The organism is Bradyrhizobium sp. CSA207 (assembly GCF_029051685.1).
GTDB lineage: Bacteria > Pseudomonadota > Alphaproteobacteria > Rhizobiales > Xanthobacteraceae > Bradyrhizobium.
Window position 1 is genome coordinate 1 of the sequence record NZ_JAACFT010000051.1, and the last position, 24,724, is coordinate 24,724.

The following is a 24,724-nucleotide window of genomic DNA, read 5'->3' on the forward strand; positions in this document are numbered from 1 at the left end:
GCGTGCGGACATTTTGGGATCAGGTGCGCGTGAAGGATTGCGTGCACTTCGTTCTTGATCCGGGTCCGATGCCGCACGACCTGGTAACGCCGGGCGATCAGCCTGCGCAGCCGTTCTGTGGCCGCGTCCGGCGTCCAGATTTCCGGCAGATAGCCGGCCGCGTACAAGCTGGCCAGCGTGCCCGCGTCGACCTTGTCGGTCTTCACATGGGCATGCGCGATTGCCTTCACCTGCAATGGGTTGGCGATGACCACCCGCTTCACGAACGGCGACAGCACCCGTGACACCGCCATGCAGTTGCCGGTCGCTTCGATCACCACCTCGTCTATCGGTTGAAGGCTTTTGCCAAAGCCTTCCAGTGCCGTGCGGGTCATATCGACGCGACCGGCCGGTCGAAGTCTGCCATCTTCCCAGAAAACCACCTCGCCGAAAGTTCGGTGGATATCCATTCCGATTATGCGTCGCATTTACACCTCCTGTCATATGACGGGAACGGTGGGCGACACGACAACTACGGATCCGCGCTCACGGCGCAACCGGGCTAGTCGTAGAGGCGGCCAGCTACTAACTCGAGCTCGTAGCTCATCGTACGCATCGGCCTGCCCACACCTTCGTGCTCCCGGTGCCTCTGTCCCGGATGGTCGCACCATACGCCACGATCTTGAAAACCGCAGCCGAACATCAGCACCGAGAATCTTATACCGGTTACCAACCCGATCGAGCGCCTCAACGGCGAGATCAAGCGGCGCACCGAGGTGGTCGGCATCTTCCCCAACGAAAACGCCATCACTCGCCTCATCGGAGCGATCCTGCTCGAACAGAACGATGAGTGGGCGGTCCAGCGCGCCCGCTACATGACGCTGGAAACCATCGCCCCGTTGAGCGATGATCCGACCGTCAGCCTTCCGGCTATCGCCAGCTGACCTGCCCGGCTCCTGCCGGTGAGCGCGGTGACCCGCCGTCAGCTACACCATGCCAGGGGACACGATCGAAGTCCTCGCATTCGAACGTGTATCTGTTCGCGAACCAATAGTCGTCTTGGTCGGCCTTCTCCCGAGCACGGGCGGTCTCGATCGGTTCGAAGTTATACGCATCCGTGTGGTAGCGTTCTGGCTTCCTTCGCGGAAAGTCCGGGGGCAGCCCGAGCAATGTCGAAGGCTCGCTCGCACGCATGTGGATTGGCCCGATCCAACATCCAGACGTGTTTTTCGCACTCGCGGATGGCACCGGCTTCCTGTAGTACCGCGATGGCCCAGCAGCGCGGCGTCCGGACCGGCGGCAGTCTCTCTTTATTCATCGGCATCGAACCACTCCTGCCGAGCGAATCTCTTTCGGCCGCCCGTGTATTCTCGGCGGGTAGCACGGAGCAGGGGTTCCGAATTGCCAAAGCAGGACTTGTGCACGTGTTCCTTGGCGGGCATTTCGCCTCCGATAGCCAAGACGCGCCTCTCCCGCGGTCGAGCCGTCGGGCTTGACCTTTTCCGATAGAAAGATGCGTTTGCGGATCATTTGATGGTTGAATGGTATGCAAACGGATCAATTAGTTGACAGCTTTGACCTGAAAAGATACCTTTGCGTTCCCTTGCTGGAAGAAAGATACGAAAACAGATCATGGAACGGAACTCAGAAGCGACCCATCACCTAGGACGGCTTCTCCGGGACGCGAGGAAACAAGCGGGCCTGACTCAACAGCAGGTGGCCGAACGCGCAGGCATTTCCAGGCCACGTTACCGGGATATCGAGCAAGGCGATGCTGCTGCGCGGGCAAACACGCTTATCAACGTCGCGCGAGCGCTCGGCATGGAGTTGATGCTGATCCCACAAGCAATGGTCCCTGGCGTCAACGCTCTGCTTCGCCCTTCCGACGACGAAGACCGACCGGCATTCACAACCGACGCGGATGATGAGTACCCAATTCCGCGCCCCTAATACCATCCAGTCGCTGGACGTGTTCCTTCAAGACCTCAAGGTCGGAACGGTCGTACGTACGCCAGGCGATTTTAACGCCTTCAGTCTCGACCCAGCCTATCGAGCCATGGAAGGGCCTCCGATCTTGAGCCTCTCGTTGCGCTCCGCCGATGGAGGCCTTCGCAAGGACCCGAAGCCTGCAGCGCACATGCTGCCGGCGTTCTTCGCAAACATGTTGCCCGAGGACAAGCTCCGCGAGGCGATGGAAAAACACCATGCGGGATTCGTGAGGCAGGGAAACGACTTCGATCTATTGGCGGCGCTCGGCACGGACTTGCCAGGCGCGGTGCGCGTCGTACCGAGCGACGGCAGCACTACGATAGCGGCTCGAGAAAATCCACGCGAGATCAAAGCTCGGTTTTCCTTGGCGGGAGTTCAGATGAAGCTTTCCGTGATGAAGAACACGGGCAAGGGGAGCGGGCTGACTTTGCCAATCGGCGACGAGCAAGGTCAGTACATCGCAAAATATCCTTCGACCAATCTGGTAGGATTGTCGGAAAACGAGTTCGTCATCTTAGCGTTGTCCGCCGCGCTCGGAATGGATGTACCGGAACGCGAGCTTGTAGAAAAATCCGATTTCGAGGGAATACCCGAAGAGTTCAACACTCTGTCGACCGGCAAGGTCCTGCTGGTGAAACGTTTCGACCGAGGACCCGCAGGCACCCGAATTCACATCGAAGACTTCGCTCAAATCTTCGGCCGGCAGCCGTCCAAAAAATATGATGACGCTTCGTACCACGACATCGCCTCCGCGCTGAACGTGGCGGTGTCGACAGGCGCCGCACTAGAATTCGTTCGCCGAGTGGCCCTTGCCGCGCTTGTCGGCAACGGCGACATGCACTTGAAGAATTGGTCCACGATATATCCGGGCGACGGTTGCACTCCGGCGATCGCCCCCGTGTACGACGTCCTATCGACCACCGCATATTTTCCAAAGGACGATATGGCCTTGTCCTTGGGAGGAGAGAAATCGTTCAAGGCGCTTACTGCAAACCGCTGGCGAAAGTTTGCCAATCGGGCGCGGCTGCCCGAACCGGCGGTCATCTCGGCCGTCGAGGAAGTCGTGTCGTCGACGAACGATCATTGGTGGAATCTCCCGGAGCGGGATGTCGTCCCGACCGCCGTCCTCGAGAAGATCGATGCCAAAATCAGGGAGATGAGCTTGGTTCTAGATCCCGGCCACGCTCCGAAGTCTTTGCCTACTCGCTGAAGAGTCGCGCGCATTCAATTTGACGAGTTTCGGCGAAGAGCGGGGCCGGCTCGAAAAAATCCACTACGAACGCGGTGTGCGGGTCGACCGGCCCGTTCAGCACGACCTCGATCCGATAGGAATGACCGTGCATCCGATGACAGCGATGTGTCTGGGGGAGTTTTGGAAGTCGGTGCGCTGCCTCGAACTTAAATAAAGCCCGGCGGATAGTTCGCCCACTCGGCCAGATGGATGTGACGGGTACTCTGTCGGTGGTCAGGACGGCTGGCGTCCCAGTCGCAGTTGAACCACCCGAGGTCGTATCCCGCGTTGCAGAACACGGTGCTGCCCCGGGGCCGGTGGATGATAGACTTGACCCAGCGGCCGACGGCCGACCGCATCAACGAGCCGTCGCCGACGATGCCAGCCGACGTAGCGGTCGAGCGTCTCGACGGTCTGCCGGATGTCGCCGGTGATGATCCCGTCGAGATCGATGTCGGACGGCGAGCCGTCGCTCGATCCGAACGGCCGCCACACGTGCTGATGGAGGGCAAGAACATGAGTGACGGCATAGTCGACGTCAAGTGCGCGCGCGCCGAGACCGGAGGCGAGACCATTGCGGATCGAGGTGATGGTGACCAGCCGCGAGGAGGACCGTGCATCCGAGCGCGTTCGCTACTCGCTGCTGAAATCCCCCGGCCTCAGTCAGCATGTCGCGCATCGTCAGCATGGTGCCCGGGTCGTTACCGAACGCCGGGAGCTTCGCGCATTCGTGCCTGATGTTGCCCTTGGCCGTGATCATGGAGTACATGGCCCGCGCGTCCTCCAGCGATATCTGGGTCGATCACAAAAGTTATGCACAGCCCAAGGTTTCGCGCGCATCGCCAGACCTGTTCGTGGTAGAATGGGTTACGGCGGCGACCGCAGCACGCGTCAGGTCTCTTGCCACGCCTTTCGCGCTGGTACGAGAGGAACTTCGGTCCGGGCTTGGTCCTGGACTTCCTCGGACTCACTAGAACCTCCAGGTTGATTTCCCGGGCTTCGTGTCGTGCATTCGCATCACAGCCTCGTACTGCGGCTGCGGCTCGGTCAGGTAGCCGTTCGCCTCGTAGTAGTCGGACAGCGACGCGAGGAACGTAACGGTGCTCAGGTCGGTCTGCGCTCGGTCCGTGCCTTGAGATAGGTTCCGATGTTGCCGTCGTATATCTTCTAGGGCTCGGTCTTCGGCCTCCGCTTGCTAGGCGGAGTTCGGTAGTCGGACGAGGCGGGGGAGCCGTAGGACATGGGCGCCCGAGCCGCGAAGCCGGACACGACATCCTCCCACGTCTTGCCTGCGGAGCGTATCAGCTTGTTGGCCATGCGCATGGCGGCGATGGCCTCGCCGTCGTGGTTGGACTCCGTGAGCCTCAGAATCTTGAGCAGGCGCTCGCGGTCTATTATCATCCCCTCTTCCCCTCTTCTCCTCTTCGATGGCCATCGCGAGCCACGTCCTGATCTGCGCTAGGTTCTTGTGACCGACACCCGGAAGAAGCAGCATGTCCCGGTCGGACATCGCCGCCACCGTCTTCAGATCGATTAGCTCGATCTCGAGATGGCGCATGATGGCGTGACCGCCGCGCATCTGCCACAGCGGTATGAGCACCGGGCTGAAGAAGTCCAGAAGCACGCCAGTCGGCGCGCCGATAATCGGGATCGACAACTGCAGAGGCCCCGAGCGGTCAGTGACCAGACGACACGTGGCGCAAAATGCGCACGGAGATCGAGGAGGCTGGCGGCAACGCACAAGCAGATAGCGAGTATCTTCATCTGATGCCCGATGTTTGTGGGTTTGCACCTGAGTCTCCATTTCGAATGAGCCAGGCAGTACGCGACGGCCTGCCGCGTCTGGTCGACCTCGTCGGGGCCCGGTCCCGGCCGGCGTGCGGGTCGGCGACCATCCCGTGCAAGCGCTTGATGAATCTCATGCAGACGCTGGAGCGTCCACTACAAGATCCCGTAGATGCCAAAGCCAACTTAAGGCCCTGGGGTCCCGCCCTGTTCCCCGCCGAAGGAAGCAGAAGTGAACGCAAACGACGAGAAGCCAACAAGGGGCAGAGCGGCACAATATGACCGGCAGAACCTAGGTGGCCACGCCACGCACACCTCAATCGGGGTCCTCGCTATTCTGTTAAGGGCCCCAGACGGTTACGATAGACGGGAGGCGTATGCCTACGGAAAATCGACATGGCAAAAATCAGCTTGTGAAAAACGTCAACCGGTCGACGCGATCACGGCGATCGACCGGCGCAGACGAACTTACCCGCGGCCGTGCAAGATCGGATCCGGAGAGGGTTGCACTGAGTACGCGATTCAGCGAATTTGGAACAGCTCGCGACACGTTCATCCATGAATGAGCCGGACACGGAATTCGCCATCGACAGCGAGCGCAACGTGATGCCCAAGAAAAACAGCACGTCGATTTATCGGACCCGAATCTCTCGGCGTTATCCTGCGGCTCGCCATTCCATCTGTAGTTGGGTTATCGATTCATGCGCTGCAGCAGCTCGTCAACGCGATCTTTGTTGCCGCACTTGGCGCACTTGGCACGCAGGCGATCGCAGCTGTCAGCATGACCTTGCCGATCGTGGTCCTGCTCGCTGCAGCCGGACAGGGGATCGGGGTTGGAACAGCGTCGTTCATATCTCGTCATCTGGGCGCTCGTGAGTACTTAGAGGCGAGTCGAGGCGCAAGTACAGCACTCGCGCTCACGGCTCCGATCGGCATAGCTACCGTCGCTCTGCTTCCAAATCTGCCAGGGATATTCGCAACGCTCGGAGCAACTCCAACCATCATGCCCGTGGCGCTCGACTACGCGGGAACGCTTTTGTTTGGGTACACTCTCATGCTTCTAAATATCGTCAGCGGGTTTATTGTCAGAGCCGAAGGCCGTCCACGATTCAGCATCTGGGCGATGATGACCGCGTTCTTACTGAACGCTGTGCTTGATCCCGTCTTCATATTCTTGCTTGACCTTGGTGTGCGAGGCGCAGCCCACAGCAACGCTGGTATCGCAGATCGCTGCTATTGGAATCTATATCACGTATTTTACGAAGCTTGGAGGGACAGTTCTCGTCAGGATATCTCACCTATCGCTGCGAGAAGATCGCATCAGACAGCTCGCGTTGGTGGGCGCGCCGGCGACAATAGTATTTTATCTGCGCTTGCCGTTATGCTCTTGTACGGAGCTGCTGCGCCGTTCGGCGATGTTTCCATCGCCGCGGTTGGAATAGCTGTGCGAATCTTGATGGTCGGGGCACTATCACCGGGTTCTGTATAGGCGCTCAAGCTATCCTGGGGGCCGGTTGGGGCGCACGCGACTATGCCCGTATTCTGAAGGCAGCGAAGTTCATGCTCTTCGTGACGGTCGCATTCTCCGTGGTGTATTCTGCGGCCGTTGTCATTTTTGCAAGGCCTTTGGTGAGCCTATTTAGCGATAACGAGAAGGTCACGGAAATTGCCGTCTCGACCTGCATCGTGTTCCATCTCTTCTTTGGACTGTTTGGGATTCAGAGTTTCGTGACGGCAATGCTTCAGTCTTTTGGGAGAGCACGCCTCAGTGAAATTGTGTCCCTGGCGAGGCAGGGGTATCGCTTCATACCGGCCGTACTGTTATTCCCGGTGGTCGCGGGTATTAACGGACTGTTAGCCAGTCAAGCAATCGCTGAGCTGGGCGCCGGAATGATCGCTCTGTTCGTCATGTTCTACCAGTTCGGTGAGCTCAGACGAGCGCTCCGGCGCCGTCCTTCAAGAGCGATCGGGATAGCGGGTTGACCTGAGAACGTATGTCATCGAAGCCCAGAGCATTGGGCGCAAGCCTCCTGGGAAGCTCGCGGCAAGATGCGCTGCCAGTGGGCACGGATTTGCCGCGCAATCCGCGCAACGTGCTGGCCGCGCTTGCATCGATGTCGGCGCGCCGCGGCTTGGCTGTCAGCATATGCCGGCTCCAGAACACGCACACCAGCACATATATCGAGCAGCGTAATAGCCTTTGAAGACGCCTCTCTCCTGATGCCCCGTGCATGGGGGGCATCGAAATCGAGAATGATCTGCGGCGGATCACTTGGGCGCCTCCAGGAACAGCTTCAGGGGCGCTCCACCACTCCAAGCTGATCTGGCACTACACTCTGTCGTCTTCAGGGCATTCCTTGAACCACCAAAAAATCCGGTTGCAAAAGAACGCCTCGCCCATGCGCGCTCCGATGCGCCTCAACAATGTGAGAAAAGCACGCTACGCTCAGGAGAGGTCCTTGCGGTACCCGCTGAGCTGTGCGTCATAAACAGAACGCTGCCATTGTAGCTCAGCGCTCGCTTGCAGGCAGCAGACCAATCAGCGCTTTAGCCTCGGACTTCAGAACTTCAATCGCAGCCTTCCGAGCATCTGCATCAAAGCGAGTCCGAATGGCGGAGACCGAGAGGGCGCCGCGCAATTGGCCATGTATGTCGATCACGGGCACAGCTGCGGCCGCGACCTCAGGATCCCGCTCGCCGATCGAGACGTAGAAGCCACGATCTCTGATCTTCTTTCCATCGGCTGATGCAGAATCGCGGTAGGCGGTAAGAACACGGCCGGCAGCGCCGCGGTCAATCGGCAATCGCTGACCCTCTTCGAGGTGATGCCGGACCGAACGCGGAGAATTGACGCGATAAAGACAAATGCGCTCGTCGCCCTCCGCGATGTAGAAGGATGCGGTCTCTCCAGTTGCCTCGACCAGACGATGGAGCGAGGGTCTGATCAGATCAGCAAGGTCGAGCCCGCGCTGATAGAGCGCCCCAAGGCGCCATAGCTCCGGTCCGGGTCGAAAAAGTCGGTCAGTACCCCGCACCAGGAATCCATCCGCCTCCAGAGATGCGGCAAGGCGAAGGACTGTGCTCTTGTAGAGGTCAGTCGCATCCGCAATCTCCGTCAGAGTCATCGCGGCGCGCTCGGGGTCGAACGCCTTAAGGATTGCCAGTGCCCGCGCCACCGCATCAACCCCTGTTCTTACCATCAAATTCTCCGGTTCTGTTGTGCAGAAGCTATAAATCGGAATCCGCTCCGGAGTCCAGCCAGCTAGTAGAAGCGCCATTCTGCCCACCAGAATACGATTGACTGCTCACTAGACGCGGTGCTACCGCAGTTTCGAAACATAGAACAAGTTCTATGGAGTGAAACAATGGACCGGCCGGGAGTTGCCGTGGACTTGCGCGACGTGATGGTTCGCTTCGGCGACTTCACGGCCGTGAAAAGCATGAACCTCCAGGTGGGCGAGACTGAATTCGTTGCAGTGGTGGGGCCGACCGGCTGCGGGAAATCGACCATTCTCAACACAGTCACCGGACTGCTGAAGCCCGCCGCGGGAGATGTTCGCATCTTCGGCAAGTCGCTTACGGGCCTGAACGATCAGTCCGGCTACATGCTGCAACAGGAAGGCTTGCTGCCCTGGAAGACGGCCCAGGACAATGTCGGCCTCAGGCTCGTGTTTCAGGGCAGCTCGATCGCGAAAGCGCGCGAGCAGGCAAAGCCCTGGCTCGCCAAGGTCGGATTGAAGGGATTCGAGGAGCGCTATCCGAATCAATTGTCCGGCGGCCAGCGCAAGCGCGTTGCGATGGCACAGACCCTAATCATGGAGCCCAAGATCGTTCTCATGGATGAGCCGTTCTCCGCGCTGGACGTTCACACACGCCGCCTCATGCACCGCATCCTGCTCGACCTCTGGCAGGCGGACCGGCGCTCGCTCGTCTTCATCGCCCATGATCTCGATGAGGCGATCACGATGGCGGACCGCGTCGTTGTGGTTGCCGACGTCAGGATTACGCTGCCTCGTCCACGCGACGTTTCGGCGCTGCAGACCACCGACGAATTCGTCGCGCTCTATCGTGAAATTTGGTCGCTGCTCGGCGCCGAAGTGGAGAAAAGCTATGCCACGCGGGGTAAGGTCGCTCTCACGCAGTTCGTCATCGTCCTTGGCGTGATCCTGATCTGGGAATTGGGCGTGCGGGCCGGACTGATCGATCCCTTCTTCTTTCCGGCACCGTCGACACTTGTCGTAAGGATCGGGGAGTGGATGTCGACGGCGGACTTTTGGACCGATGTTGGCATAACATTGCTGGAGACGGTCCTGTCGTTCCTGGTTGGTATCGGGATCGGCACAGCACTTGGTATTTGGCTGGGCCTAAGCCCCTTCGCTGCCGAAGTCGTTCAGCCCTTCATCAAGATGTTCAATGCGATCCCGCGCATCTTGCTTGGACCTATTTTCGTCATCTGGTTCGGATTGGGCCCCACCTCCAAGGTTGCGCTCGGCGTGACGCTGGTTCTGTTCGTCGCATTCTTCAACACGTTCCAGGGCGTCCGCGAGGTCAATCCGGTCGTGCTGGCGAATGCCCGCCTCCTGCGTGCATCGAAGTCCTCCCTGCTACGGCACGTCTACCTGCCATCAGCCACGACCTGGATTCTGTCGAGCCTGCGGGTGTCCGTCGGCATGGCCGTTATGGGATCCGTAGTCGCCGAATATCTCGGCTCGTCCGCAGGATTGGGGCACTTAATTGCGCAGGCCGAAGGTGTCCTCGATGCGACCGGAGTGTTCGCAGGAATCATCGTCCTCTCCGCCTTCGTCGTTGCCCTCGACGCCATCGTCGACCGCGCGGAAAAGCGGCTCCTCGTCTGGCGGCCGGCGCTTGCCCAGGAAAGCTGATCGTACGCTCGCCCATCAATCATGGAGGTTCGCATGCACGTTTCCATAAGACTGATGCCGGTCGTGGCGCTGGCCGCTTTCTCGGTCATTTCGGCGCACGCCACCGAGCCCGAGAAAACAAAATTGAAGATCACCGTGGGGTCACAGATCCTGAACTATATGCCTCTCGAACTTGGCTTGAAGCTTGGCTCCTTTAGGGAAGAACGCCTTGACGTTACCGTCGAGAACTTCCAGGCTGGTGGCTCAAAGGCTCTGCAGGCCCTGATCGGCGGCTCCGTCGACGGGGCCATCGGCTTTTACGATCACACCATTCAGATGCAGGCGCAGGGCAAGCAAATTTCCTGCGTGTTCCTGCTCAATGACATTCCCGGCGTCCTGCTCGGTGTCCGCAGCGACCTCGCCGACAAGGTCAAAACCGGCGCCGACCTGAAGGGTCTCAGGCTCGGGATCACGGCGCCGGGGTCATCGACGGATACTATGGCGCGTTACTACATCAAGAAATCAGGATTGGGTCCACGCGATGTGAACATCATTGCGGTCGGCAGCGGCGCACCGGGCATGGTGGCGCTTGAGGCCAAGAACGTCGATGCCCTGGTCTATTTCGATCCTATCGCGACGCTTCTCGCGCGCACGAAGAGCGCGACAGCGTTGTTCGATGCGCGCACGATCGAAGGCTCAAAGCAGGCCTTCGGCGGATCCTATCCGACCGCGTGTCTCTACCTCCAGCAGTCCTTCATCGACAGAAATCCCGAAACGGTCCAGCGCCTGGTCAACGCCTTGCTCAAAACTCACCGCTGGATCAACGCAACGCCGACGGAGCAGCTCGTCGATACGATTCCTCCTGGTTACAAGACTGACAATCGCGAGGTGAACATCGAAATCATGAACGCGTCGAAAGCGCTGTTCTCGCCAACCGGGCAGATGGACATCGAGGCGGCCAAGGTCCCGCTAGCTGTCCTGAGCGACTTTGATCGAAGAATCGCTGCCGCAAAGATCGACCTGAGCAAAACCTTCACCAATCGCTTCGCGGAACGCGCCGCGCAACAACTGAAATAGCTGCCCGCAGACCAAGCCCTCACCTTCGGATCACCTAAAGGAAGGCTTTTTCAGATGTCTCTGCCGCTAACCGGCATCCGCGTCCTGGACCTGTCGAACGTACTGGCCGGTCCGTTCTGCGGTTATCATCTCGCGCGTCTTGGCGCGGAGGTCATCAAAGTCGAAAACCCAAACGGCGGCGATCTCGCGCGGCGCCTCGGCGCCGATCCGCAAAGAGCAGAACGCCTGCAGGGACTCTCCTTCGTCGCGGTGAACGCCGGCAAGCAATCCGTGGCGCTGGACTTGAAGTCGGAATCGGGCCGCGAGGTATTCCTGCGACTCGTCAAGGAAGCCGATGTGGTGCTCGAAAACTTCCGGCCGAAGGTAATGGAACGGCTTAGCCTGGGCTTTGATGTGCTCAGCAGGCAGAACCCGCGTCTCGTCTACTGCGCGATCTCCGGCTTTGGGCAGAGCGGACCGTGGTCCGCCCGTCCAGCCTATGACCAGATCGTCCAGGGTCTGTCTGGTGCCATGAGCGTCACCGGCGATACGGCCTCGGCTCCCCTGCGCACGGGCTTTCCGATCTCAGACACGATTGCGGGACTGACTGCTGCCTTTGCCATTGCCGCGGCTCTGGTCGAACAGCGGCATAGCGGCCGCGGTCGGTTCATCGACGTGTCCCTGCTCGAAGCCACCGTTGCAGCGATGGGATGGGTGGTCTCCAACCACCTCAACGCTGGTGTCGAGCCGCAGCCCATCGGCAACGAGAACTTCACCGCGGCTCCCTCCGGCACGTTCCGCACCGCAACAGGCCCACTGAACATTTCCGCCAACGAGCAGAAGCAGTACCAAGCCCTATGCGACCTGATTGGCCGACCGAACCTGAAGACGGATCCACGCTTTGCTGGGCGCGAGATGCGCAAGGTCAATCGCGCAGCGCTGAACGCGGAGTTGAACAAGGCGTTGAGTTGCAAGCCCGCTGAAGAATGGGAGGCCCAAATGAATCTGGCTGGAGTCCCCGCAGGCTGCGTGCTGACGGTCTCGCAACTTTTGCAGCAGCCACAGCTCCTCGAGCGCGGATTCGTCGAGACTTTGGCCCCAGAACAAGACGGTGCGCAGCCGTTACGAATCACGCGGCCGGGGTTCCGGCTGGATGAGGAGTTTTCGGTGCCTTCACCACCTGCGACGCTCGGTGCAGACACCGAGCGATGGCTGCAGCGGCTCGGCTATTCGTATGCGGAGGTTGAGCAACTGGTCTCAAGCCGGGCTGTCGGGACGCCAAAGCAACGAGAGGCTGATTTCCTGCCCGTGCGCGTAGCCGCGGACGGACCGATATCATGATATCCGATGGCTTGCGGCGGTTGCCGATCGGCAGGTTGAATGGACGAACCGGAAATGAACGAAGAAGAATTGCGACAGCAAGCGGCCCGTTGGTGGCGAACCTCCATCTGCGATATCGCGCCCGGTCGCATCGCCTATCGAGGCTATCCAATCGAAGAGTTGATAGGCCGGATTTCCTTTCCCGCCATGATCTGGCTGATGTTGCGCGGCGATCTGCCGACGCCAGCGCAGGAGCGGTTGCTGCAAGCTGCGCTGGTTGCGTCCGTTGACCATGGTCCGCACGCGCCCTCCATCGCAATTGCCCAGATGGCGGTGAGCTGCGGCCTGCCCCTGAACGGTGCCATGGCCTCGGCGATCAATACGCTCGATGACGTGCATGGCGGAGCAGGGGAGCAGGCTATCGAACTCTACGAAGATGTGCTGCGACGGCGCGAAGGGCGAGAGATCGAGCAGGCCGCTGGCGCCGCAATCGACCATTTCACCGCAACACGCAGCAAATATCTGCCGGGCTTCGGCCACCGGTTTCATCCAGTCGATCCGCGCGCGGCGCCGCTGTTGGCGCTGGTGGATGCCGCAGCCGACGAGGGCCGTGTCGGCGGCGATTATGCCAAGGCCGCTCGCGCGATCGAGCGCGTGATGCAACAGCGCAAGAGCAAACTCATTCCGATGAACATTGATGGCGCGACCGCGGTCATCTACGGCGAGCTGGGCTTCGCCTCTCCGCTCGCGCGGGGGGTCTTCTGCTTGTCGCGCGCGGTCGGAATCCTAGCGCACGCCTGGGAGCAAGCTGGGCGCAAGGATCGCAACAAGGGCCCGATGCCCAAGCAGTTCGGCTACAACTACGAGGGCCAGCCGCGCCGCGGGCTGGAAGGCGCATCATGATGTATCTCGAAAAGCCGCCCAAGCTGATTGAGACCCGCATGTTCTCGTCGATGCCGCCGGAGTTTCGTCGCCCGGGTGTTTCCTCGGAATGGGCAGACGCGAACCGCGGGGGACATCCAGTAGATTGTTTCATCGAGGGACCATCGTTTGACAAGTCCGGGAATCTCTATGTCGTCGACATCCCCTTCGGCCGCATTTTACGGATTTCACCGGATCGCGCCTGGTCTCTGATCATCGAATATAGCGGCGGCCTAATGGACTGAAGATCGCGCCGGATGGCCGGATATTGGTCGCCGACTACATGAACGGCCTCATGGAACTCGATCCGCAGCGGGTACTATCAGGCCCTTTCTGGGGCACCGCAATTCCGAGTCCTTCAGAGGCTGCAACGACCTGCATATCGCGACCAACGGCGACATCTATTTCACCGATCAGGGGCAAACTGGATTGCACGATCCGACCGGCCGAGGTTGCTTGATTTCCAACGGGCCGAGTCCGAACGGCCTGGTGCTCAGTCCGGACGAGACCGTGTTGTTCGTTGCAATGACGCGCGACAACAGCGTCTGGCGCGTGCCGCTGATGCGTGACGGCGGGGTTGCGAAGGTGGGACGCTTCAGCTTGTTCTTCGGGACGAGCGGTCCTGACGGACTGACGATGGATCAAAAAGGGCGGCTCTTTGTCGCGGATGCCTCCCTTGGCCAGGTCTTCGTCATGGCGCCGAACGGCGAAACGATCGCCCGCATCAAGTCCTGCGCTGGGGTGACCTGCACGAACCTCGTATTGTAGGCGGCAAACGGCACATTGCTCATTACGGAATCCTCTACCGGATCAGTGTTGATGGCTGATCTCGCTCACCTTCCTTGAACGTTCGCCAGCAGGAGTGACAAGGTCCTACCGAATTCTTTCACGACGGTCCGCCGAATTAAGATGCAGGCTTTTAGCCGGGCAGGTCTCGGCTCGCGGTCCACGAGCCTTGAGAAGACCATCGTATCGCTTCGCACAATGAAGAACGATTTGATGGCTGATATTTTGAACGTTGCCGCCAAGAAGGTCGAAGAGGTAACCGCTCGCAGTGGGAGTAAACACCGCATCAGCGTCGAGGTTCTCGATCATGCTCGGCCGCGACGCACGCGTTGGAGCGTTCGTTTTGAGAACCAACAAGCCGCAGGATCTGCTGCTTTGAAAGATTTTACTGATAGCACGCTAGCCCAGGAGCGCTTTAACTCTGTGGAGCAGAGATCGCAGTACTGTCACAGCCTCTTGCGCGCGCGCAATCCTGCAACCCGATATCCCCTCTCCTCGTAGAAACGGCGTACCCGTTCTAAGGCCGGATAGCCATCCGGAGGCAACGTAACCTCAATCATCTGCCAGCCTCGGCGCTTCGCCTCCGAATGTACCGCATCGAGCAGATGCCGACCGTGGTGAGAGCTTCGGAAATCGCGAGAAATCCATAGCTCCTGAAGCACACCGTACGCTCCGGCTGCTCTCACGGCCTGAACGGCCGAGACGGTAGCGACCCCTACAATCTGCCCCGTGGCTTGTTCCTCGATGACAAAAATGAAGCCGTCTTCGGGATCCCGAATCAGGCGCAACGCTGCCTGCTTCGTGCCTTCAAGGCTGAACTCTGGTCCGGGGCCACCTAATTCAGAAAGTAGCTTTTCGACCGCTTCTGCGATCGCGTTCTCATCTCCTGGCAGGCCTTTGCGCAAAGCCATGCCCCCGTGGGGCAGGCCTTGCGCTTCAGCGCGAACCCGAACACCCGTCACGTTAGTCCCTCGTGAAGAAATCCAGACTCAGGAGGATACAGAAAACGCAACTGAGAGCAACTATCAAGCTCGGTAGGGAATAGGACGTCCGCACTCGCTATAAGCAACAGAGGTGAGGTAATTGCAAGCTGTTGCCGTTCTCAGAATCGACTGCGGCTTGACCAGCTGCGAACTCATGATGGACTTCCTTCGATTGGAAACAAATCCACCAGACGGCACATTCGCGCGTGGGCAGGCCGGCCATGCCAGATCAAACATTCGTAAGAGTGATTGCCGATCGTCACTCACGAGCTACTTCATTCAGTAGTAGATCTTGCACCATGATGATCGCCGCGCCGTAGGGCGCATCAGCTCGGCGCGTCCGAACGTGAGAGTTCCCACACTCGCGTGCGTTACTCGTACAAAGTTGCGCGAAGCGCGACAGGTATCATAAGCGTGCGCCCGACAAAATCGTCTGAACAACATCGCGAAAGAATTTGCACGCTAATGCACTATCTTAAGCTTACCTCGAAGAATCGAAAGATATTGGGAAGCACGGCTTGTTTGGACCTCCGCTCCTCGTTTAAGGGACCGTCACGGAGCGGGAGTGGTTGCGATGGAGCATGGGCAGGCCGAACTGGTCGGAGGGAAACCTGTAATCTTCGGACAGCGTAAGGTGCGGCCGCGAGCGTGCGTGGCCGTCGGCAAGCGGCATCTGCGCGCCTTTCTACGGGATGTGCTGGAGGATATGGGGTTTGTTATCTGCGAATGCAGGACTGCTGACGAGCTGCCGCACGTACTTTGCACTGAGTTCCCTGATCTGATCCTGCTCGGCATTGGCTCGGATCGCATCGAGCCTGGACGATTGCTCGAGATACTCGTACGCGAAGAATTTGCAGGCAGAGTGCTGGTGTTCGGCGCCCGCGAGTCGATCGTCGTGACGGCAGTGCAGCAGGTTGGTGGGGAATATGGACTTGCTATGCTGCCGCCGCTGAGAACGCCGTTTGCAGCCGAGACGCTGCGCGATCGGGTCGCCATGCTCTTGCCCAGAGAGCCGGCGCCCCGACCCGCGGTCCATGTCGGAGAAGCCTTACACGCCGGCTGGCTTGAGCTCTGGTATGAGCCGACGTTTGACGCGTGTACCCTCAGCCGCCGGGGTGCCGAGGCGCTTGTGCGAATGCGGCACCCGACCTGGGGCGTTGTTCCACCGGCCTATTTCATCTCGGAGCCTCACGATCCACATTTTAGGGAGTTGTCGCAGTTCGTGATCGACCGCGCGATCAAAGATTGGCAGTATCTTCTGGAGCAGCAAACTTCGATCGATCTCTCCATCAATCTCCCGGCAGCATTCCTGATTGACCCGCAGGCGGTACGCGATCTTTGTCAACGCATGCCGTCGCACCCCGCTTTCGGCGGCTTGACGATCGAAATCGAGAGCGAGGAAGCCATCCAGAACCTAGATCTCCTGATCGAGGTCGCGCGTGAGGTTCGCTTTCACAACATTGGCCTTGCAATCGAAAATGTCGGCGACAATTGGCCGCAGCTGATGGGGGTGGAGAAATTCCCGTTCATGAAATTGAAAGTGGACCGGCAGTACGTCGCCGGTTGCGGAAATGGGCCCCTGAAGCGAACGGTGTGCCGCCATATCGTCGATCTAGCCAATGAATACAGTGTGCGCACCGTCGCCGAAGGTGTGGAGAGCCATGCCGACCTGATCGCTGTGACCGAACTCGGCTTCGACCTTGCGCAGGGCCACCTGTTCGGAAAGGCAATGCCGCTGAAGCAATTTGCACAGTCATCTTTCAGCACTGCTCCACTTCTTCCAAAATAGTTGCATGAGGAGTGGCTGAGCACAGTCAAGCAAAACGTAGCAGCGCTCGCCCACACCGCCATGCTTACTCGGCACCAGGCATGAGGCTGACTGCAATTCTCGGTCAGTTTGCAAAGCCAGTGTCGCTCGTCCCGGCGCGACTTCATTTCCCTCCGAAGCGACGCCGAAGCTTATTGTAGCACAAATCCGTTTTGGCAAGCCTCCAGCGAGTCAATCCGCGGAGGTAACGTTGCAGCCATGAGCGAGGCTTGCACAAAACCTCCAGTCAGGGCGTGTGCCGGAGGTTTGCCGAGATCCGGCGTAGACGTGCGTCGGCTCGCGGCTTTTAGTCGCGGCGCCGGTTTCGGAATCGTCGAGCGTCGCTTGGCCCCGCGCTGCCGTGCCGGACAAACCGACGGAAGCTCGCAGCGCTCGAGTCGCGACTGGCTCTCGGAGTAGGGCCCGAGGGCTCTCATAGCTTGAAATTGAAGCGGCCTGTTGTGTCGCAGGTGCAACATGGTCTCAGACCCGGGACAGCACAATTGCGCAAATTGCCCGCCATTGAGCGCGTCTGTGTTTGGCACGGCATTTGAAGGGGATCGCCAATGGCATCGCTCGCCTAAGGAGTCGGAAGGCATGGCTTACAAGATCGTCGCTTCGCAATGCACCGTTTGTGGTGCATGTGAGTTCGAGTGTCCCAACGCGGCGATCAGCCTCAAGCGCGACATTTACGTTATCGATGCCAAAAAGTGTACGGAGTGCGAGGGCCATTCCGACACGCCGCAATGCGCGGTCGTCTGTCCGGTGCCTGACACCTGTGTCCCGTCTAAGACAGCATAAGCAGCCCGCGTCCATAAGGCTTCATCTATGTCGCGAACGAAGTAGTCTATGTCGACTCCGAGAAGCTCTCGAAGGGCTCTGTCGGAGGACACCGTCAAATTTATCTCGAATAAGGACAAGGCCGCTTCGATGCTCCAATGGCCGCGTTGAGGCTTGTCGTCGCTGGCTGACGAGCCGAGGCGAGGTGGACATGCAGAATATCTAAAACTACGTCACGCCGAAGCCGAAGAGACGGTCTCCTCGCGCGACGAGATCGTTCCGGAGATCCTGAAGACGTACGAGAAGCTCGGCCTCCGCTTGCCCGTGGTCACCTGCACGAGTGCATGGAGCGTAGGGTCATAGCGCGATCCCGCCGCCCGCGCTCTCGCCGCTTACTCCAGTTTCGCAACTCAGCATGCATCCTGAGGTCAGGAACTGTTCCTGCATATCGCCCGGCCAGCGTCCAGGCTCCACTTGCCAAGCGGCGACGGACGCATCGAAGGCGCGCGCCAAAGTCGCTCAGCACGTGAATACCTGCCGCACCGAGGAGATCATCTTGACCAACGTCACGGAGGCGATCGAGCTCATGGCTCGTCGCGGGGCCAGCCGAACACCAAGCAGTCCGACCTGATCATCCGTGCGATCCTAGAGTAATCCGGCATTGGCAATTCCTAAGCCCGTCGCGATCACACAGATATCGAAGCGGCCCGGGTTCGTTCCGGTCGCGGAGCTCATCCGGTTACCCGAACAGGGTATTGAACGCGAACGCATTCACAGGCGGAGCCTCCACAGATCCACGCGTGTTCACCAGACCGGGAGCAAGGACCGTCGTAGCCAACCTGGTCCAGCTCGCAATCACTTGGGCAATATCGCAGTGACAATCAGTAGGTTGACGCATCGATCCTCGTGCGCATAATGCCAGCCGTCGTGGTCTCCGGATTTCGTTTGATCCGGAGCTAAGAGGGAAGCCGGTGCAATGCCGGCGCTGCCCCCGCAACTGTAATCGGCGAGCCGCTGTCCAACGAAGTCACTGAAGCCATGCAGCTTCGGGAAGGCCGGACGGCAGCGACGACCCGCGAGCCAGGAGACCTGCCTCGACAAGATATCGTCCACGGCGGGGTGTCCCGGTGTGCGCCAAGCAGCTATCGCTCACGCGACATTCGCTGCATGCGTCCGCCATGGCCTTTGCCCCAATCATGGGGTCTAAGCTATGTCTATTCTTTCGCTTCCCGTTGCCACACTGGGGACGTCACGCATCGGCCCACGACGCGAACTCAAATTCGCGCTCGAGAGCTACTGGGCGGGAAAGTCCAGCGAAGCCGAGCTCCTCGAGGCCGGGAGTGGACTTCGTGCCGCTAATTGGGCACGGCAGAAATCCCGCGGTGCGACCGTTATTCCTTCGAATGACTTCTCGCTCTACGACCATGTGCTCGATACCAGCGTAATGGTCGGCGCCATTCCCGACGTCTGCGGCTGGACCGAAGGTCCTGTGTCGCTCAAGACCTACTTCACCATGGCGCGTGGCGCTCAGGACGGTGGTCACGCTCAGCATGGGCCTGGCGTAGCGGCACAGGAGATGACGAAGTGGTTCGATACCAACTACCACTACATGGTGCCGGAATTTCACCAGGAACAGATTTTTAAGTATTCCTCTCGGAAGCCGATCGAGGAGTAGGAGGAGGCGAGAAGCCTCGGCTACCAGACGCGCCCCGTCCTAGTTGGCCCAGTCACTTTCCTGAAGCTCCGCAAAAGCGTAAATCCCGCATTCAATCCGCTGTCGCTGCTTGATCGTCTCCTCCCAGTCTATGTCGATGTTCTCCGCGAACTAGCCTCGCGCGGTGCTGAATGGGTTCAGCTCGACGAGCCATGCCTAGTGATGGACGTCGACGAAGCATCTCGGGCGGCTGTCCGCCGAACCTATGCTCATTTCGCTAAGGCTGTGCCGGCCCTTAAAATCATGCTGGCCACATATTTCGGGGCCGTTGGCGACAATCTTGAAACAACCTTGGCCTTGCCCGTTGCCGGGCTTCATGTCGACCTGGTTCGGGCACCCGACGAGTCGGATGCGATTGTCGCCACAGCCCATAGAGATCTCGTAGTCTCGCTAGGCGTCGTTGATGGTCGCAACGCGTGGCGCTCCAATCTCCCGGCGCTGCTCGACCAACTTGATCCTATGGTCAAGAAACTGGGCAAGGACCGTGTTCAGATTGCTCCCTCCTGCTCGCTGCTTCATGTTCCGATCGACATTGAGCTAGAGACCGATCTCGATCCCAATCTGAAGACGTGGCTGGCGTTCTCAGTTCAGAAGATCGAGGAACTTTCGATATTGGGCAAAGCGCTGGCCGGCCATGCTGCCGAGGTGGCCGATGAACTCGCGCTCTCGGAGGACGCAGCCGTCACCCGCGAAACATCGCCCAAGATCCACAATGCGAATGTCGCCGGACGAATGGCCGCGATCGACGATAGCATGCGTCGCCGTCGCAGCGCGTTCACCCAGCGTGCCGACGTCCAGCGCGTCGCGTTCGCATTGCCGATTTTCCAACGACAACCATCGGATCATTTCCGCAAACGGCCGACGTCCGGAATGCGCGTGCGGCTCATGCGCGGGGAGCGCTGAATGACACGCAGTACGAGCAGCTTCTGAAAGCGGAGACAGCCCGTACCGTCCAGTGGCAGGAAGATATCGGCCTGGACGTGCTCGTACACGGTGAGTTCGAGCGCAATGACATGGTTCAATACTTCAGCGAGCAGCTGTTGGGTTTCGCTTTCACCAAGCACGGTTGGGTTCAGTCTTATGGCTCGCGGTACGTTCGTCCGCCCATCCTGTTCGGAGATGTCTCCCGGCCGAAGCCTATGACCGTTGAATCGTGGCGCTATGCGCAGTCTCTGACCAAAAAGCCCATCAAGGCTATGCTGACCGGACCGGTGACGATCCTGAACTGGTCGTTTGTCCGTGACGACGTCTCGCGGAGCGAGACATGCCGACAGATCGCTCTCGCGATCCGAGATGAGGTCATCGACCTTGAGGCGGCTGGAGCGACCATGATCCAGATCGACGAGGCTGCGTTGCGGGAGGGATTGCCGCTACGCAAATCGCAGTGGAAGAACTATCTCGATTGGGCAGTAGACAGCTTCCGCGTTTGCTCCTCCGCTGTGGCCGACGGAACCCAGGTCCATACCCATATGTGTTATTCCGAGTTCAACGAAATCATCGATGCGATCGCAGCAATGGATGCCGACGTCATTTCAATCGAGACCTCGCGTTCTAGAATGGAATTGCTCGACGCCTTCAAGAGCTACAAATATCCTAATGAGATCGGGCCCGGCGTCTATGACATTCATTCACCGCGCATTCCCGCAGCGGCGGAAATCAAGCAGCTGATTGTGTTGGCGCGGCAGCGAGTGTCTGATCGGCAACTCTGGATCAATCCCGACTGCGGACTGAAAACTCGAAAGTGGGAGGAGGTGCGTCCCACGCTCGTCAATATGGTGGCCGCCGCACGCGAGTTGCGGGCTGAGCCATGATGATGCGGAGCGTTTCGCCACGCTTTTGTGAATGAGATGCACACGCTTTGGGGGCCTGCGATGTCCTTGCGAGCTTCCCAAAGTTCCCAGAGACGGGGAATGCCGGCTGGCATTGGCCGAGGCGGTCGCATACAGCCGGCGACAAGCTCGATTCTCGATCCGACGGCCGATAGCCTGCCGGCGATGCCGATCGAAGTCATTAACGCTCGACGCTAGCGTTAGCCCTACTTTTTCATTTATCCATCGCGTGGATGCGTCCCATCACAACAATCTATTTTACCGCCCTTACGGAATGTCATACGAAATTGGCGCCTTGGCACGATCTTCGGGAAGATAATCGAGCGTTGCTGGTGTTTTGGGGATGCCAAATGCTGCTGCGCGACGGCAAGCGGCCGCTTGAGTTTCAGGGCGCGGCGCCCAAGCCGCTTGCGCGAAGGATCCCAGTTCGATCAAGGCACTGCCTTGCCAGCCGGACGCGGGCGAGTGGTCGGCAAGTCCTGAAGTGTCCCACAGGAGCGGAAGGCAAGCGGCTCCAGATTTCGCTGAGGCGATATCCGCTTCTCGTTGTTTGACGGCGAATGCCCTCGCCGTAAAGCGATCGCCGGTAGTCCTCCCTACCGACGAAAGCTGGTGCGATGCGTAAAGCAGCGTCGCTCCTGCGTGACTTTCGCCCGGCCTCCCGAGTAGGCCGGGCGCTTTTTTATGTGCCTGGTTATGAGTGACAGCACGGGATCATTCATTTTGACGTCATTGCGGGACGCCGGGTACGTGCATCGCATCTGCTACAGCAAAGCATGAGGCCGGTGCTGTTAATCCTATCTGTCTATAGAAGGCTTTGGCGTCGTGTTCGTACGCGTGGGTAGTATCGGATACTCGATCTTAGATACCCGCCCGGTCAGCGAATTCAGAAACGCTACGATATCGTTCTCTTCCTCATCGCTAAGCTTGGCGCCGAGCTGGATTTCACTCATCAGGGCAACAGCTTGCTTCAGGCTCCAAACTTGGCCCGAATGAAAGTAAGGGGCTCGCAACGCGACGTTCCGCAAGGGCGCCGCGCGGAAGACATATTCGTCACCGACTGCCTTGGTGACCGCGAACCGGCCCTTATCGGCGGCCGGAAGCAGGCTTGCGTCAGGCTTTTTCATCATGCCGAATGGGAAGTAGGCCTGTCCACCGATGTTGATTCCATTGTGGCAAGCGGAGCATCCCTTCTCTATAAACAGCGCCAACCCTGACTTCTGCTGATCATTGAGAGCATGTGTATTGCCCTCCAAATACTGATCGAATGGGGCCGCAGGTGTAATGAGAGTCGCTTCAAAAGCCTCGATTGCCTTCGCAAAGTTTTCGAAGGTGACTGGTCTGGCTTCGTTGGGGAAAGCGTTTTTGAACAGGGCGACATAGGTGGCCATTGAGTTCAAGGTGTCGAGCACATGATCCGGAGTCGCATTCATTTCGGCACTCGCCTGCACAGGGCCGGTGGCTTGCGCCTTGAGGTCCGCGGCGCGTCCGTCCCAGAATTGCGCCGCATTGAACACTGCGTTGTAGACGGTTGGGGCCCGACGTAGGCCGACCTTCCAGCCGTGACCGACGGAGGTCGGACCGGCATCGACTCCGCCGCTGCCGAGATTGCGGCACGTATTGCAGCTAATGATCTCGCTTGCCGATAGCCGCGGATCGAAGAACAGCAACTTGCCAAGCTCGACCTTTTCATGCGTGACTGGATTGTCCTTTACCGCAGGAATGACTGAGGGGATCGGATGGAAGATCTGCTTGGCGGTTCTCATCAGATCATCGTCCGCGTTAGCTCCTGACGACATCAGCAGCCCAATCGCCAAAACAGATGCTTCAGCCACAAGCCGAAGCTCCCGGATCGATTTGTTCATTCACCCGCCTCATCAGTTCTGATTGTTAATCAAGGAACAGTCGAAAACGATGCCACCCTCCGTTGCTTCAACCGGTCGGCGCAGCATGCACCGGATCGTCTGCAAGCGAGACTGCATCAAATGTGCGATTTCGAGGTGCTCACTGCCGGCGTTCGCCCACGAAGCTTTCGGCCCTTATTTGATTGGCGAGTTCGCTTTGAGCGAGATCACGACGTTCGTGTTGGTAGATCAGACTCGCGCCTCAACCTTCGGCGTGATGATCGATCTGACTACAACAGGTGTGCCGCAAAAGGGTAAGCTGTCCGGTGGCCGCATCGGTGCTCCATTAAGCGATTGGGTGGCCAATACGCTCCCGCGAAGTTGATGTTCCGTCTTACACCGCTGGTCGCGCTCACGGTGTGGCTGGACAATAGCAACCGCGATGCCAGTTGCATCTGACATGCAATCTGCTGATTTAGTTGCAGAACGAGTCCGGGCGAACAAACAACGTCGGATGTCTTGCTTTGATGACTACATGCGGTGTCACAGATGCGACAAGCGCCAGTCCCGGCTAGACATCATCGCACAGAGACTTTTGTGATGAGATCCGATTGCCAGCTTGCGGGCCGCACGCGGGAACGGCGGTAATAAGATCTACGCAGGTGTGGCGAGACACTGAGCCGAGGCGCCCGGCGGTTCGCATCGCTCAAGATTTCGTTGAGCCCTATCCGGGCTGCTCTGGCGCGCCGCCGCCGCGAAATCCCGCTCGTTTGTAACAGACGAGCCCTCGAGCCTGAACATGGCTTGTCTTCAATCTCACCTGAGGTTCGCTGGCATGGCAATTGCTGACCTCAAATCTGAAAGGCGCGGTTACCAGAGCTTGACGGTGCGACCGTCCGATTAGTCGATACTCCCATTCGGCACGCGCTTAAGTGGCCGGCCTGACACGTGATCCGGCCGGGTGTTGGTTGGAACAAGATAGCCATTCGGTCCATCCACGGGCTAAGCCGGCTTTTGAAATCCTGCGCGCTCATGGCAAAAAACGCTGAACTTCTGCAGAAGCAACCGTCACTTCGTGCTCTTGCGTTGAAAGACTGCGATACAAGAGGACTTGCTGGGAGCAAGATCGTGACATCATGTCCGCAGATGGCCAGGTCGTGAGATCTCATCGGCGTCTTACCGAGGAAGGACGTGTTGACCAGTTGTCCATGGCTGGTTCAAGTTGGATACGGTATCCGTGATGGCTTCGATTGACGATCGCTTGAATGAGATCAGATACGTGCGGAATGACATTTGGCGCTATCGCAGAAGGCTTCAAAGCGAGCTAAGTGATCTCGAGCGTAAGATCCTCGAAGAGCGTCTGCTTGAGCGGCAGTCTGCCTTTGAACGGCTCCTAGCGACCACGTTTCCTTTTACATTGACACTGTGAAGCAAAATTCCGGACCTGCGCCGCGGGGTCATTCCGCGGAAAATGGCGTCCGCTACAGAACGCCTGCGCCTGCGTCAGGAACGTAGCGCTCCGGCGCCGCGGGCCGTCGCGCCCCTCATGGCCGCCGCCGAGCTGAAAGGCGTCGGTCCACAGCCGTGGTTCACCGACGTGCTGGCCCGGCTGCGCACCGTGAGGCCGACAATGAAACCGTTCGAGGCGCCCATCCAGGCTACTCACGGTGACCGCGGTGTCGCAGAAACGGGGCGATCTGTATCCCTCCGGCGGTGGCCTGTCATCCGACAGAACGATCGAAGAAGCTTGAATCGGCCGTAGCGTCAGATTGTACAGAGCAGGCGAACGATATTTCCAGACCAGGTGTAGCCGAATGACAAAACCCGTTCTCGCTTTT

Annotated in this window: 18 protein-coding genes, 5 pseudogenes and 1 riboswitch; of the genes and pseudogenes, 15 read left to right on the forward strand and 8 right to left on the reverse strand. The window is 59.1% G+C overall.

Annotated features, from left to right (window positions below; translation table 11 throughout):
• A partial coding sequence (locus tag GWG65_RS36545) for a transposase (protein ID WP_275200282.1) occupies positions 1-467 on the reverse strand: 467 nt, incomplete at its 3' end.
• 240 nt (positions 468-707) lie between these two features.
• On the opposite strand from GWG65_RS36545, the pseudogene GWG65_RS36550 reads away from it, so the two are divergent.
• The 3 genes and pseudogenes from GWG65_RS36550 to GWG65_RS36560 all read left to right on the forward strand — a co-directional run.
• Positions 708-923, forward strand: a pseudogene (locus GWG65_RS36550) (transposase); the annotation flags it as partial.
• A gap of 688 nt (positions 924-1,611) precedes the next feature.
• Entirely contained in the window at positions 1,612-1,929 is a 318-nt protein-coding gene (locus tag GWG65_RS36555) for a helix-turn-helix transcriptional regulator (RefSeq protein WP_148740563.1), read from the forward strand.
• Positions 1,904-3,178, forward strand: coding sequence for a HipA domain-containing protein (locus GWG65_RS36560; protein ID WP_148740562.1), 1,275 nt, complete (start codon positions 1,904-1,906; stop codon positions 3,176-3,178). Before GWG65_RS36555 ends, GWG65_RS36560 begins: the two co-directional genes overlap by 26 nt.
• Positions 3,179-3,227: 49 nt before the next feature.
• Here GWG65_RS36560 and GWG65_RS36565 read toward each other — a convergent pair.
• The 3 genes and pseudogenes from GWG65_RS36565 to GWG65_RS36575 form a co-directional block, all read right to left on the reverse strand.
• A pseudogene (locus GWG65_RS36565) lies at positions 3,228-3,386 on the reverse strand (6-carboxytetrahydropterin synthase); the annotation flags it as partial.
• A 351-nt stretch (positions 3,387-3,737) separates the two neighbouring features.
• Positions 3,738-3,968, reverse strand: a complete 231-nt coding sequence (locus tag GWG65_RS36570) for a hypothetical protein (protein WP_148740561.1) — start codon at positions 3,966-3,968, stop codon at positions 3,738-3,740.
• A 398-nt stretch (positions 3,969-4,366) separates the two neighbouring features.
• Complete coding sequence (locus tag GWG65_RS36575) at positions 4,367-4,600, reverse strand: hypothetical protein (protein WP_148740560.1); 234 nt, start codon at positions 4,598-4,600, stop codon at positions 4,367-4,369.
• A 1,111-nt stretch (positions 4,601-5,711) separates the two neighbouring features.
• Between GWG65_RS36575 and GWG65_RS36580 the strand changes: the two genes are divergently transcribed.
• Entirely contained in the window at positions 5,712-6,473 is a 762-nt protein-coding gene (locus tag GWG65_RS36580) for an MATE family efflux transporter (protein WP_235939763.1), read from the forward strand.
• Positions 6,474-6,487: 14 nt separating this feature from the next.
• On the forward strand, positions 6,488-6,967 hold the full coding sequence (locus tag GWG65_RS36585) for an MATE family efflux transporter (RefSeq protein ID WP_275200290.1): 480 nt from the start codon (positions 6,488-6,490) through the stop codon (positions 6,965-6,967).
• A 527-nt stretch (positions 6,968-7,494) separates the two neighbouring features.
• Here the strand turns inward: GWG65_RS36585 and GWG65_RS36590 are convergent.
• Entirely contained in the window at positions 7,495-8,262 is a 768-nt protein-coding gene (locus GWG65_RS36590; RefSeq protein WP_235939750.1) for an IclR family transcriptional regulator, read from the reverse strand.
• 87 nt (positions 8,263-8,349) lie between these two features.
• On the opposite strand from GWG65_RS36590, the pseudogene GWG65_RS36595 reads away from it, so the two are divergent.
• The 6 genes and pseudogenes from GWG65_RS36595 to GWG65_RS36620 all read left to right on the forward strand — a co-directional run.
• Positions 8,350-9,108, forward strand: a pseudogene (locus GWG65_RS36595) (ABC transporter ATP-binding protein); the annotation flags it as partial.
• The gene (locus GWG65_RS36600; protein ID WP_275200291.1) at positions 9,082-9,867 is read left to right on the forward strand and encodes an ABC transporter permease; all 786 of its coding nucleotides are present in this window, start codon (positions 9,082-9,084) and stop codon (positions 9,865-9,867) included. The pseudogene GWG65_RS36595 and the gene GWG65_RS36600, both read left to right, overlap by 27 nt.
• A gap of 54 nt (positions 9,868-9,921) precedes the next feature.
• Entirely contained in the window at positions 9,922-10,923 is a 1,002-nt protein-coding gene (locus tag GWG65_RS36605; RefSeq protein WP_235939736.1) for an ABC transporter substrate-binding protein, read from the forward strand.
• A gap of 54 nt (positions 10,924-10,977) precedes the next feature.
• On the forward strand, positions 10,978-12,243 hold the full coding sequence (locus GWG65_RS36610) for a CoA transferase (RefSeq protein ID WP_275200283.1): 1,266 nt from the start codon (positions 10,978-10,980) through the stop codon (positions 12,241-12,243).
• A gap of 54 nt (positions 12,244-12,297) precedes the next feature.
• Positions 12,298-13,125: a citryl-CoA lyase gene (locus GWG65_RS36615; RefSeq protein WP_148740555.1), complete on the forward strand. Its 828-nt coding sequence runs from the start codon at positions 12,298-12,300 to the stop codon at positions 13,123-13,125.
• A pseudogene (locus GWG65_RS36620) lies at positions 13,122-13,989 on the forward strand (SMP-30/gluconolactonase/LRE family protein). Before GWG65_RS36615 ends, GWG65_RS36620 begins: the two are co-directional and overlap by 4 nt.
• Positions 13,990-14,016: 27 nt before the next feature.
• On the opposite strand, the gene GWG65_RS36625 reads toward GWG65_RS36620, so the two are convergent.
• Both GWG65_RS36625 and GWG65_RS36630 read right to left on the reverse strand, forming a co-directional pair.
• Complete coding sequence (locus GWG65_RS36625; protein ID WP_275200284.1) at positions 14,017-14,238, reverse strand: hypothetical protein; 222 nt, start codon at positions 14,236-14,238, stop codon at positions 14,017-14,019.
• 137 nt (positions 14,239-14,375) lie between these two features.
• Positions 14,376-14,891 (reverse strand): GNAT family N-acetyltransferase, encoded by a 516-nt coding sequence (locus tag GWG65_RS36630; RefSeq protein WP_235939727.1) that lies wholly within the window; start codon positions 14,889-14,891, stop codon positions 14,376-14,378.
• A 595-nt stretch (positions 14,892-15,486) separates the two neighbouring features.
• On the opposite strand from GWG65_RS36630, the gene GWG65_RS36635 reads away from it, so the two are divergent.
• From GWG65_RS36635 to metE, 3 genes and pseudogenes are all read left to right on the forward strand, one after another.
• Entirely contained in the window at positions 15,487-16,701 is a 1,215-nt protein-coding gene (locus GWG65_RS36635; RefSeq protein ID WP_148740554.1) for an EAL domain-containing response regulator, read from the forward strand.
• Between the two features lie 615 nt (positions 16,702-17,316).
• Positions 17,317-17,520, forward strand: coding sequence for a 4Fe-4S binding protein (locus GWG65_RS36640; RefSeq protein ID WP_148740553.1), 204 nt, complete (start codon positions 17,317-17,319; stop codon positions 17,518-17,520).
• 890 nt (positions 17,521-18,410) lie between these two features.
• Positions 18,411-18,611: riboswitch (cobalamin riboswitch) on the forward strand.
• Positions 18,612-18,709: 98 nt separating this feature from the next.
• Positions 18,710-21,024, forward strand: a pseudogene (metE, locus tag GWG65_RS36645) (5-methyltetrahydropteroyltriglutamate--homocysteine S-methyltransferase).
• An 815-nt stretch (positions 21,025-21,839) separates the two neighbouring features.
• On the opposite strand, the gene GWG65_RS36650 reads toward metE, so the two are convergent.
• On the reverse strand, positions 21,840-22,907 hold the full coding sequence (locus GWG65_RS36650) for a cytochrome-c peroxidase (RefSeq protein ID WP_148740552.1): 1,068 nt from the start codon (positions 22,905-22,907) through the stop codon (positions 21,840-21,842).
• Between the two features lie 22 nt (positions 22,908-22,929).
• Here GWG65_RS36650 and GWG65_RS36655 point away from each other — a divergent pair, with 22 nt between their 5' ends.
• Positions 22,930-23,271, forward strand: coding sequence for a hypothetical protein (locus GWG65_RS36655; protein WP_275200285.1), 342 nt, complete (start codon positions 22,930-22,932; stop codon positions 23,269-23,271).
• Positions 23,272-24,724 lie beyond the last annotated feature (1,453 nt).